This window comes from Microcoleus sp. w2-18bC1 (genome assembly GCF_036700365.1).
In the GTDB taxonomy this organism is placed as follows: Bacteria; Cyanobacteriota; Cyanobacteriia; order Cyanobacteriales; family Microcoleaceae; genus Microcoleus.
In genome coordinates this window covers 1-12573 of the sequence record NZ_JAUBOS010000062.1, presented here as the reverse complement: position 1 = coordinate 12573, position 12573 = coordinate 1, and the positions used below count along the sequence as shown (strand labels likewise).

General features: G+C 46.3%; 9 protein-coding genes. 8 read left to right on the top strand and 1 reads right to left on the bottom strand.

Features of this window, described 5'->3' with window-relative positions:
- Positions 1 to 36 precede the first annotated feature (36 nt).
- The 4 genes from QT979_RS23310 (at position 37) to QT979_RS23295 (ending at position 4459) form a co-directional block, all read left to right on the top strand.
- Entirely contained in the window at positions 37 to 651 is a 615-nt protein-coding gene (locus tag QT979_RS23310) for a hypothetical protein (RefSeq protein WP_333215669.1), read from the top strand.
- A 512-nt stretch (positions 652 to 1163) separates the two neighbouring features.
- Positions 1164 to 2822, top strand: a complete 1659-nt coding sequence (locus QT979_RS23305) for an ABC transporter substrate-binding protein (RefSeq protein ID WP_333311832.1) — start codon at positions 1164 to 1166, stop codon at positions 2820 to 2822.
- A gap of 65 nt (positions 2823 to 2887) precedes the next feature.
- A complete protein-coding gene (locus QT979_RS23300) occupies positions 2888 to 3439 on the top strand; it encodes an AAA family ATPase (RefSeq protein WP_333215673.1) in 552 nt (183 codons plus the stop codon).
- Between the two features lie 9 nt (positions 3440 to 3448).
- Entirely contained in the window at positions 3449 to 4459 is a 1011-nt protein-coding gene (locus QT979_RS23295; protein ID WP_333215675.1) for an ABC transporter permease, read from the top strand.
- 11 nt (positions 4460 to 4470) lie between these two features.
- Here the strand turns inward: QT979_RS23295 and QT979_RS23290 are convergent, their stop codons facing one another.
- Positions 4471 to 4881 (bottom strand): hypothetical protein, encoded by a 411-nt coding sequence (locus tag QT979_RS23290; protein WP_333311831.1) that lies wholly within the window; start codon positions 4879 to 4881, stop codon positions 4471 to 4473.
- A 519-nt stretch (positions 4882 to 5400) separates the two neighbouring features.
- On the opposite strand from QT979_RS23290, the gene QT979_RS23285 reads away from it, so the two are divergent.
- The 4 genes from QT979_RS23285 to QT979_RS23270 all read left to right on the top strand — a co-directional run bounded on the left by QT979_RS23285 (position 5401) and on the right by QT979_RS23270 (position 12368).
- Complete coding sequence (locus QT979_RS23285; RefSeq protein ID WP_333311830.1) at positions 5401 to 7269, top strand: efflux RND transporter periplasmic adaptor subunit; 1869 nt, start codon at positions 5401 to 5403, stop codon at positions 7267 to 7269.
- A gap of 375 nt (positions 7270 to 7644) precedes the next feature.
- Positions 7645 to 8862, top strand: coding sequence for an ABC transporter permease (locus QT979_RS23280; RefSeq protein WP_333311829.1), 1218 nt, complete (start codon positions 7645 to 7647; stop codon positions 8860 to 8862).
- Between the two features lie 238 nt (positions 8863 to 9100).
- A complete protein-coding gene (locus QT979_RS23275) occupies positions 9101 to 10321 on the top strand; it encodes an ABC transporter permease (protein WP_333311828.1) in 1221 nt (406 codons plus the stop codon).
- A 319-nt stretch (positions 10322 to 10640) separates the two neighbouring features.
- Positions 10641 to 12368 carry a chemotaxis protein CheB gene (locus QT979_RS23270; protein ID WP_333215688.1) on the top strand — a complete coding sequence of 576 codons (1728 nt, stop codon included), beginning with the start codon at positions 10641 to 10643 and terminating at the stop codon, positions 12366 to 12368.
- The last annotated feature ends 205 nt before the right edge of the window (positions 12369 to 12573 follow it).

The following is a 12573-nucleotide window of genomic DNA, read 5'->3' as shown; positions in this document are numbered from 1 at the left end:
GCAGCAATTAGTAATTACTTATTCTTTGGTTTGAAAATGTCTGTTAAACAATCACATTACGAGACTTTACTAGCAGAGTACAGCGAATCTTCGGCCGCGATCGCCCTGCTGAAAAAATATCGGGTTTACATGGAAATGATTCCGAGTATCCGCCGCGCCCATGAGAGTTTAATCACAATTCCTTTGCCCATTGCGCGCTTGCGAGACGGGGTTTCTTATGCCGGAAGCAGCGGCACTAGCATATCGCCCGGACAGGCAGTTTGTTTGCCCTGCGATTTGGCGATTTTGATGTGCGATCCTGAATGGAAAGTTAAAATTGGAGTGGAAATTTTGATTTTCATTCATCGTCCGGGCGAAGAGTTTTCTGAGTTGCTTGGCCGCTGGCGGCAGTCTCAGGTTTGGCTGGACAAAGGTTACGAATGGGTGATGCCATACCGCTACAGGCATATTTACAGTGATGAAGCTGAAGCGGTTCATCCGCTATTTGTTTTGTTTGAGGAAACGCCGGAACTGATTCAACGGGGTTTGATGGCGGCTGGTTTACCGTTTGTGGTGGAAAGTTTCGACTCTGGGAGTGAGGAGGTAGAGGAGGAAGAGTTGCTGGGTAGCGGGGAACTGGGAACTATTGGTGAAGAAAGTTTGGATTTGTAGGGTGGGTGCGATCGCCTATAGCCATCCTATTGCTTGATATAAAGTAGACTTTTTTCAACGAACCGCTGAGGGCGCTGAGGGCGCTGAGAAAGAGAAAAGAGATAAATATTGATGTTTGCGAATCCCGAATGGGGTTGTTATGTGCAGATATTCAAAGATATTTTGGGCGTGAAAAGGAATGTTTATGCTCCCCCCAGATTCATGGAGTAAATCTAAAATCTAAAATCTAAAATCTAAAATCTAAAATCTAAAATCGAATGACCCTTCTAGCTGGGCCGGAAACGTTAGCTTTCATGCTGGTTGCGTCGCCTAATGTAAAGGTGTGGCTTGATATTTTTCCCTCCAGCATGATATCATCAGGCTGTTCTATTTGATTTGTTAATTAGATTTGATTTTAATATAGAATTTACTAAATGAACCGCAGAGAACGCAGAGACCACAGAGGGGAGAGAAAGAGCAAATTAGAATTTATTGATATGAGTAAAATTTACTATTAAACCGGAGCGATTGAAATGAGATTGTTAAAACCCTGGCGTTTAGTTTTATTAAGTCTAGTTTTTGGGATGGCTGTAATTTTATCAAATTGCGGCAGGCCCTCAAACACGGTTAGCAATAATTCTCCAACTGGGACAACTCCTGCTGCGGTTCCTGCTGGGGCTTTAGTCTACGGTGCGGGCGGGCCGCCGATCAATCTGGAACCGGGAAATATTACTGATGGCAATTCGGTGATTGTTATCGACCAAATTTACAATCGCTTGACTGATTTCAAACCGGGAACTGTGGAACTTGAGCCGAGTCTCGCTACTGAATGGTCAAGTTCTAAAGATGGCAAAACTTGGATTTTTAAGTTGCGTTCCGGGGTAAAGTTTCACGACGGTACTGATTTTGACGCGGAAGCTGTTAAGTTTAATGTGGATCGCTGGTGGGATGCAAAAAATCCTAACGGTTTTCGAGAAGCGGGCAAGAATTATCCGATTTGGAAAAATTTATTTGGCGGGTTTAAGGGAGAAAAAGATTCTTTAGTAAAAGATGTGGCAGTTGTTGATAAGTCTACAATTAAATTTGTTTTGAATCGACCTTTTGCTGCTTTTCCGTCGGCGATAGGTTCCGCTTATTTCGGGATGGCGAGTCCGGCGGCGGTGAAAAAAGCGGGTGCTAAATACGGCACTCCGGGGTCGCTGGCGGTGGGTACGGGGCCTTTTGTGTTTCAGGAATGGCGATCGGGCGATCGCATTGTTTTGGAGAAAAATCCGAATTATTGGAAAACTGGCACGCCAAAAGTCAATCAATTGGTATTTCGCTTTGTTGACGACCCGGCGGCGAGACTGGCTCAGTTGCGAGCTGGACAACTTGATTTTACTGTGGATTTAACGCCGGATCAACTGAAAGAGGTTCAGGGAGATCCTAATTTAGAAGCTGTTGTGCGACCTTCTTTTAATGTCGGTTATTTAGCCTTAAATCCGACTTACGAACCTTTGTCAAAACCAGAAGTCAGGCAGGCGATCGCCCAAACAATTAACAAGCCAGCAATAGTCAAAGCTTTCTGGGGAGAACTCGGAAAACATGATTCGCAATTTATCCCGCCTGCGCTGAATTGGGCGGCGTCCGATCGAGTTAAAGATTATGAATTTAACCCACAGCAAGCTAAAGCAATGCTCGCGAAAGCCGGTTATCCGAACGGTTTTGATTTGGATTTGTGGTATATGCCTGTCAGCCGTCCCTATTTTCCCACGCCGAAGCCGATCGCTGAGGCTTTGGCGGCGGATTTGAGCGCGATCGGCATTCGGGTAAAATTGCTGACAAAGGATTGGTCTGCTTATTTAGCCGATCGCCTCAAACCACCCGGCTTTCAAGCTTTTATGATGGGTTGGACTGGAGATTATGGCGATCCAGACAATTTTTATTATCCTCACTTCGGGCCGGGTTCGACGGCGGATTTGGGAAATTGGAAAAATCCGAAAGTTCTGGAACTTTTGGATCGGGGGAGGGCGAGTGGGGATAAAGCAGCTAGGGCGAAAATTTATGCGGAAGTTAGCGAGATTTTGCATGGGGAAGCTGTGCGTTTGCCGATCGTACATTCGCAGCCACTTTTAGGGAAACGCAAGAATATTCAAGGTTGGGTTCCGAGTCCTTTGGGGTCTGAGTCTTTTGAGGAAGTGAGCAAAAATTGAGAGTTTAGATCGAGAAACCTCTCCTCGGTTATCATACTTTACATGAATTTACCTTAACAAACGGTATGGAGAGCAACCAGCAACCTGCAAATCATCGGCCACAAATTATTTTGATTACCGGGAACATGGCTGCCGGAAAGTCAAGTGTGGCCCAATCCCTTGCCGAACGGTTGCCCAAAAGTGTCCACCTTCGCGGCGATATCTTTCGTCGCATGATTGTCAATGGACAGGCGGAAATGGCGTTAAATTTGTCAGCAGAGGCATATCAGCAGCTTCAACTGCGGTATCACCTGGCAGCAATGGCAGCGCGACACTATCTCCAGGCTGGTTTTACGGTCGTTTATCAAGACATCATCATTGGTTCGGCACTGGCTGAGGTACTTGCCACTTTCCACGATGTGCCGTTGTCCGCGATCGTTCTGTGTCCGAATGCAGAAGTTGTAGCTGCACGGGATGCAGCAAGAACGAAAACCGGATATGCCAACGAAACAATGGTTTATGCCTTCGATCGCATTCTCCGTACCGAAACTCCTCGCCTTGGCTACTGGCTGGATTCAACCAATCTAACGGTAGAAGAAACGGTCGATCAGATTTTGGCAAATTTGCAAGGTGAATGAGATCAACTGATGTTTCAATATATTGTTAAACGTTTGCTGGGACTCTTGCCAGTCCTTTTCGGAATCACTCTGCTAGTATTTATATTTTTGCATTTGATACCGGGAGACCCAGCTACAGTGCTTTTGGGAGAACGTGGAACTCCCGAACAAGTGGAAATTTTGAGAGCAAGGTTGGGTCTTAATCAGCCTTTGCCTTTGCAATATTTTGCTTTTTTATGGAGTTTGATCTGCTTCGATTTGGGAAATAGTATTATTAGCGGTATTCCCATAATTGATGAAATTACAAGTCGCTGGCCTGCTACTTTTGAACTGTCTGTGGTGGCGATGTTGGTGGCACTGGTTATCGGAATTCCGGCGGGAATTGTGGCGGCGGTTCGGAAAAATAGCTGGCTGGACAATCTCGCGATGAGCGGTTCGTTAATTGGCGTATCTTTGCCGGTGTATTGGTTGGGATTGATTTTGATTTATTTGTTTGCTGTTTATCTGAAATGGCTGCCTCCTAGCGGGCGCATTAGTGTAGATTTGGGGTTTGGTTTTAAGTCGATTACGGGTATTTATGTTTTGGATGCGTTGCTGAGATGGGATGTGGCGGCTTTGCGGGATGCGATCGCCCATTTAATCCTTCCAGCTTTGACTTTAGGAACTATTCCTCTGGCTATTATAGCTCGCATCACTCGTTCTGCGATGCTGGAAGTGCTTTCTCAAGATTACATCCGCACTGCGAGGGCTAAGGGCTTGCCGGAATATTGGGTGATTTTGAAACACGCTTTGAAAAATGCGTTTTTGCCGATCGTCACAACTATTGGTTTGCAGTTCGGCACTCTTTTAGGCGGCGCTATTCTGACTGAAACGATTTTCTCGTGGCCGGGAATTGGTTCTTGGATTTATAGCGGTATTCTGACGCGGGATTACCCCATTGTCCAAGGAGGAGTTATTTTTGTGGCTGTAACTTTTGTACTGATTAATCTGGCGGTTGATATTTCCTATGCTTTTTTCGATCCGAGAATTCAGTACCGTTAATGAAAAGGAAATCAGACACGAAATGCTTGTTTAACATCCGGTCGCAGCAAGTAGTAAATGCTCGCCACTGCAAAACCCAGAGTTAAAAAATTGACTGCTGTACCGCCGCTGCCCAACATTTTGGCAATTTGCGCGAGGGTGGCGATGATGTGGACAATTAACGTTCCCGTCCAAGCCCAATTTTTGAGGTGAAACAAACCCCAAGTTAAGAATAAAGAGAGGAGGCCTAAAATAAAACTAATTCCAGCAAAAATGGCAATGAAGCCGCCGATTACAGTGCCAACTTTTGCCCCGCCGACAGCCGCACCGATACCGCCAAAAATGCCAGCAAAAAGTAAGATGAACAAGCCGTCAAGGAGGCTGAATACGCCGCTAATTAGCTGCAAGATTGCCAGAACTGTAACGCTTTGAGGACGATTCATTGTTTTTATTTCCCATTTTTAACGGATTTGAAAAATATTTTAACCTGTTGTGGGCACAGGGTGGATATGTATTCAGGACTTACGCACCGCTACCCGTGAAACCGGGTTTATGAGAATTAAGTGTGTCCATACTGTGTCGTTACGAGCGATTCACTGACCGATCGCGCTGCGATCGCTAACACGAGTCCACAATGACCTAGTGACGGTCGATCGCCCGCTGCCCGATCCGCCTTTTTTGCTGCTGAGGAGCGCGCTTCTCAGCAGCAAAAATGATATTATTTATTAAAATATATTTTTATTTGCCAGCATCCAGGAGCGATTTTGTTTAGATCCACCTCTTTTGGCTGAAAAAACTTAACATTTTGTAATAACTTGCAAAGATTAGCTATAATTGTTTACAGGTGCTGGTTGGGGAACTTTTTATAAATCACCCGATCGGATGAGTCTGAAAGACGATGCCAAGCATCAGCAAAAATTTTACCTTTAAGGTAATCCTGAGATTAAATTAGGTGAGTCGGTATGATCGTTAGCCCTAAAAAGGAAACTGCTCAGGTCAAGGTGGAAGATACTCAGACTGTAGACACCAAGGCCGCAGAGACTAAAATTGCAGATAACAAAACCGCCCAAAAGCAGTCTCCGAAGAAACCCGCGCGCAAACCGCAGCGGTGGGCGATTGGGTTGGTTGCAGCCGGGTTGCTAGCTGTACCGACCACTATATATATAGCAAAAAGTCGATCGCAGCCGAAAGTAGATGCGATCGCCACTATGACAGTGCCGGTGGAAGCGCAAAACCTCACCGTGCGGATCACGTCGAGCGGTACCGTGCAGCCCGTACAGCGCGTCAATCTCAGCCCCAAAGGTTCCGGCCGCATCGCAGAATTATTTGTCGAACAGGGCGATAAAGTCGAAGCAGGACAAATCGTGGCCCGCATGGAAAGCCGCGATGTAGAAGCTCAACTAGCTCAAGCTCAAGCCCGCGAAGCCAGCGCGCGAGCCAAACTCGCCAAAATCGAAGCCGGGAATCGATCGGAAGACATCGCCAGCGCCCGAGCGCGCTTAGAGCAAGCCGAGGCCAGTCTCGCGCAAGTCCAAGCCGGCAGCCGCGTTGAAGAAGTGGCAGGAGCCAGAGCCCGCTTGCAGCAAACTCAAGCAGGCTTGCAGCGACTGCGAGCCGGCAGCCGCGTTGAAGAAGTCAGCCAAGGGCGAGCTCGTTTAGCCCAAGCTCAAGCTCGTTTAGCAGACGCTCAAACCGGCAGTGTCAAACAAGAAATTGCCCAAGCACAAACGCAAATTGACTCGAGTAAAGCCCAAGCCGAACTAACAGCTCAACGGGTGGAACGCAACCGACCTTTAGTTGAAGAAGGTGCTCTGGCTAAAGATAAACTTGATGAATTAATTAAAGAAAATCGTACAGCCCAAGCTAAATTAATAGAATCTCAAAAACGCCTGCAACAACTGCAAGAAAGTCGGGAGTCCCAAATTCAGCAACTGCAAGCTGCTGTGCAAGTCGAGCAGCAAGCATTGAACCAATTGCAAAACGGCACGCGATCGGAAGAAATTGCCAAAGCTGAAGCAGAAGTTGCGGAAGCTAGAAGCAAATTAGCGCAGCTAGAAAACGGCAACCGTCCAGAAGAAATCGCCAAAGCCGAAGCAGCAGTTGCTGAAGCCAAAAGTCAATTGAACGCACAAGAAAACGGTTCTCGCCCCGAAGAAATAGCTCAAGCTAAAGCTGAATTAGAGGAAGCTCAAGCTCAAGTTCGCTTTCAAGAAGTGCAGTTAGAAGATACAAAAGTTCGCGCTCCTTTTGCGGGAATTATTACCCAAAGATACGCCATCCAAGGAGCATTTGTAACTCCGGCAACTTCGGCCTCGGAAGCTACTTCGGCAACTTCGACATCGATTGTCGCTTTAGCTAGAGATGTGGAAGTTTTGGCGAAAGTCCCGGAGGCTGATATCAGTCAAATTAAACCGGGGCAAGAAGTTGAAATAGTCGCCGATGCTTATCCAGATAAAGTGTTTAAAGGTCGCGTTAAGTTAATTGCACCTGAAGCAGTTAAGGAACGGGATGTGACGCTATTTCAAGTGCGAGTTGCCATTGATACGGGCAAAGACTCGCTGCAATCGGGGATGAATGTAGATTTGAGATTTGTCGGTCAAAAGCTGAGCAATGCTTTAGTTGTGCCGACGGTAGCAATTGTGACTAATAAAGGTCAAACGGGTGTGCTAGTTCCCGATGAGAAACAGCAGCCGAAGTTTAAGCCTGTTACGGTTGGCTCGACTATTGGCAACAAGATTCAGATTTTAGAGGGTGCAAAAGCGGGCGATCGCGTTTTTACCGAACTTCCTCAAGGTAAAAAATTAGAGGATATTATCAAGAATCAGAAATAGGGCATAGGGCATAGGGCATGGGGCATGGGGCATGGGGCATGGGGCATAGGGCATGGGGCCTTATTTATCTCGATCGCTCTACGGTGTTTTCCCACCCGGAGATCCCCCCTAACCCCACTTAACAAGGGGGGGACAAGAGCAGTCGAAGTCCCTCTTAATAAGGGGGATTTAGGGGGATATAGACTCGGCTACAAGCGAGTTTATTATGGGTTTAAATATTAAGTTGACACCAATAATCCCAATCCCAAATCCCAAATCCCAAATCTAAAATCTAAAATCGAATAATCCAATCCCAAATCCCAAATCTAAAATCTAAAATCGAATAATCCCAATTCCCAAATCTAAAATCTAAAATCCAAAATCTAAAATCGAATTATGGATATTGTTGAAAGCGTCAAAATGGCTGTCACAACTTTGATGGCAAACAAGCTTCGCAGCACCTTGACGATGTTAGGAATTATCATCGGTAATGCTTCGGTCATTTCGATGATTGGTATCGGGGAAGGAGCTCAAACATTTATCGAGGGCCAAGTTAACTCTCTGGGTTCAAACTTGCTATTTATTATTCCCGGAAGCCCTGAAGCGCAAAGCCGCCCGGTGATTCCACCTCAGACTTTAGTAGTGGAAGATGCAGAGGCGATCGCATCTCAAGTTCCTTCTGTCCAAGAAGTTGCACCCACTCTCAATGACAGTCAACTCGTTACTTACCGCAACAAAAATGTCTCATCTTCGATTGTCGGAACTACCCCAGAATTTCTGACAGTCAGAAGCTTTGATGTTGGTCAAGGTCGATTTTTGAACAAATTAGATTTAGAAAGACAAGAAAATGTGGTTGCTTTAGGATCGGAAGCTGCCGAACAATTGTTTGGTAATACACCGCCAATTGGTCAATACATTCGCATCAAAAACTCGACTTTTCAAGTGATTGGTGTTATGCAGGCGAAAGGCTCAAGTTTTGGCGATAATCAAGATATGAATGTTTATTTGCCGCTGACAACAATGGCAAATAGAATTGTTGGTCGCTCGTCTCCCTACGGTACAAAAGTAACATTTATTTCGGTTGCTATCAAAGATGAAACTATGATGCAAGCAGCCCAATTTCAAATAGAAAACCTGCTCAGGTTGCGGCACAAAATTACTAAAGAAGACGATTTTACTGTTCGGAACCAGAAAGATTTAATGAATACTTTGGGCAGTATTACTGGTGCTTTGACGTTGATGTTGGCTTTCGTGGCGGCAATTTCGCTGTTTGTTGGTGGTATCGGGATTATGAATATCATGCTGGTTTCTGTTACGGAACGTACCAAAGAAATTGGATTGAGAAAGGCGATCGGAGCTTCTCAGCAAGATATCCTAATTCAGTTTATGATCGAGTCTGTGATTTTGTCAGCAGCAGGCGGTGCGATCGGCACTGGATTCGGTATCGGTGGCGTGCTTTTAGTAGCTGCTTTTACTCCCCTGCAAGCTAGTGTTTCCCCAATGGCGATCGCACTTGCAGTCGGTGTTTCCGGCAGTATCGGCTTATTTTTCGGCATCGTACCTGCAAAACAAGCTGCTAAATTAGACCCGATTGTGGCATTGAGAAGTGCTTAATTAGTTTGTTCACGGTTGACGGTTGACGGTTGACGGTTGACGGTTGACGGTTGACGGTTGACTGTTGACGGTTATAAAAATAACTAATAAGTCATATAGCAATCCTAAATCATTTGTGAATTTCTTACTCCCTCCCCTTAGTAAGGGGAGGGTTGGGGTGGGGTAAAAAATTTACGACTCATTTAGGATTCCTATAACTCATAATTAATAACTCCTAACTCATAACTCATAACTAAGTATGAATTTTATTGAAAGCGTCAAAATGGCCGGTCAAACGCTACTAGCCAACAAAACTCGCAGCAGTTTAACAATGATTGGCATGATTGTCGGCAATGCCTCAGTAATTGCCATGATTGGAATTGGAGAAGGAGCTCAAAAATTTGTAGCAGGACAAGTTCAATCCCTCGGTACAAATGTATTAATCGTGAGACCTGGAGTTCCCAACGCTAGGCGAAGTACCATCTCAAGTGCGCCTCAAACTCTCGTACTGCCAGACGCAAAGGCGATCGCAACTCAAGTCCCATCCGTTCAAGGCGTGTCAGCAGAACTTAACAGTTCCGAAATAGTTCGCTACAGCAACAAAAATGTTTCGTCTCTAATTTTTGGCACGATTCCCGAATTTCTCGAAGTCAGAAGCTTTGAAATGGCAAAAGGGCGGTTTTTGACAGAACTAGATGTTAAGCAAAGTAACCAAGTTGTGGTTCTCGGTTCAGAATTAGCAGAGAAACTTTTTGGCAATACAAATCCCTTGGGCGAACAGGTGCGTATCCAAAATGTCAGCGTCAAAGTAATTGGAGTATTGGCGCCCAAAGGCACATCTTTTGGTACGAATTTTGACAATTCCGCCACTGTGCCGATCACCACAATGGCCAATCGCATAGTCGGGCGCAAATCTCCCTATGGTTTAGCTGTCACGTCGATATTTATTTCGATTAAAAATGAATTGCAAATGGACGCGGCCCAATTTCAGGTGGAAAACCTGCTGAGATTGCGGCACAAAATTACTACCGAAGATGATTTTAGTGTCAGAAATCAGAAAGATTTAATGGCAAGAATGGGGGCAATTTCCGGCGCTTTAACTCTGATGTTAACTGCTGTTGCCAGCATTTCCCTATTAGTCGGTGGCATTGGGATTATGAACATTATGCTTGTGTCAGTTAGCGAACGCACTCAGGAAATTGGGCTCAGAAAGGCGATCGGCGCCTCCCACCAAGATATCTTATTTCAATTTATTGTCGAAGCTGTGATTTTATCTGCTGCCGGAGGGATAGTCGGTACTTGCGTAGGTGTTGGTGGTATCTTGCTTGTAGGTAATTTCACGCCATTGCAAGCTGGAATATCACCCGTGGCGATCGCCCTTGCGGTCAGTGTATCCGGTGCAGTTGGCCTCTTCTTCGGCGTTGTCCCCGCCCGCCAAGCCGCCAAACTCGACCCGATCGCAGCTTTGAGAAGTGCTTAATCAACATATACTTATTCAGTTACACAATCCGCACCTTTTATGCTGGTAAAAATTATCTTGCTCTAAAGATAAAAAAACCGTTGTTTTATAAAAAATTAACAACGTTGCAGTATCTAATGCAGTTTCAATATCTGTATTTTTACGCAAATTCAAAGCGCCCAACTTCATAAAAAGCCCGTTAAATATTAAATAAAGCTTGGTTGTGGCGTTTACTTATCAACCAGAAAGTTTAATATTATTAAATCAGGGGTAAACACACCTAAGCATCTACAGACGGTACTAACCTTTGGGCTTTAATCAAAATATCCAATAAAGAAACATGGCATCCCTCACCCCTAGTCCTAAATTTGACTATCTTGAAGGAACCACCCAACCAGACAGATTTAACGGATTGGATGGCAACGACATAATTTATGCCAACAGCGGAGACGACTATCTAGAAGGCGATGTAGGCAAAGACAAAATCTGCGGCGACCAAGGTAACGATACGATTCTTGCTGGTGCAGACAATGACATCCTCTGGGGAGGCAAAGGCAGCGACCTAATTGGTGGCGATTCCGGCAACGATATCATCTACGCAGGCGTAGGTAGCGATACCATCAGCGGTGGCACAGGCGATGATATATTTGCCATTGCTAAAGGCAGTGGCGGCCCAACTGTAGCTGCCGCCGACTACATCGCCGACTTCGGCAACGGCAATGACAAAATTCGATTGCTAGACGGCCTCAGCTTTGAAGATTTAAACATCCAGCAAGGCACCGGCGTCAACAGCAACAGCACTATAATTCAAGACAAACTCACGGGCGAGTATTTAGTAGTATTGGCGGGAGTCAACAGCAACACAATCAACCGCGACCAATTCACAAGTCAGCTATCGGGAAACCCTGTCATTGAGTGGAACGGAGTCATGCTGAATGCAGTGCGGACAGGCAACACCGCGCCTCCCCTCGCCTCCCGCAACATGGCAATGGTTCACGCAGCCATTCACGATGCTGTTAACTCGATCAGCAAAAAATACAGCCATTACCAGGTCAACATAGATGCACCAGCAGGCACATCAGCAGAAGCCGCCACAGCAGCCGCAGCCCACCGCACCCTAGTCAGCCTCTACCCAGCGCAAGCAGCCACATTCAACGAAGTATACGCATCGTCTTTAGCTAAAATTACCGATGGCAAAGCTAAAGAAGACGGGATTGCCCTCGGACAGCAAGTTGCTGACCAAATTATCAGTTCGCGGAGTACAGACGGCATCACGCAAGTAGTGCAGTACACCCCCAAAACCGACCCCGGTAGTTGGGTGCCGACTCCCCCTGCCCTTGCCGCCGCGCTGGCGCCACAGTGGGGAGAAGTTACTCCCTTTGCCATGACTAGCGGTTCTCAGTTCCGCCCGGCAGGCCCGCCCGCCCTTGACAGCGCCAAGTACGCAGAGGAAGTGAACTACGTCAAAGAAATCGGTAAAAGTGACAGCCTCACCCGCACCCCAGACCAAACTGCGATCGCCAAATTCTGGGCTAACGGCGCTGGGACGTTTACGCCTCCGGGCCACTGGAATCAAATCGCCGAAGAAACAGCAACTCTCACCGCCACATCCCTGGAAGATAGCGCCCGCTTGTTTGCCATGCTGAATATTGCTCTCGCCGATGCAGCTATTAGTTGCTGGGATACCAAGTATGAGTACAACTTGTGGCGGCCGGTGACAGCTATTCGCCAAGCAGACACAGACAACAATCCCAACACGACAGCCGACCCCCTATGGACTCCGCTGATAACTACTCCGCCGTTCCCTGAGTACACGTCTGGTCACAGTACCTTTAGCGGTGCAGCCGATGCCGTTATGAGTTCTATATTTGGTTCGGATTACGGCTTTGCCGATCGGGGAGATCAATCTGTCAACAGTTTGCGAACCTACCAGAACTTCAGCGAAGCGGCCGACGAATCGGGCATGAGTCGCATTTACGGAGGCATCCATTTCATGAGTGCTAACGTAAATGGCTTGAGTGCGGGTAGAAATGTGGGGAACTATGTTGTCCAGAATTTCTTAGTGTAGGAAAGTAGCAGTTCCCGATAGTTTTGTAGTGAGGACTGAAGTCCAATGGCACTGAAAAAGTGAGCAAAAAAAAATCTGTAAGGCACTATCTGCGTAGATAATTGCCTTACAAACCAAAATATCTCTCTCTAGGGCGTCGGTTCAGTATTAGGAGTTGACAAAAAAAACTGGAAATGATATGTGAATTGAGAAGCCTGTTAAATTC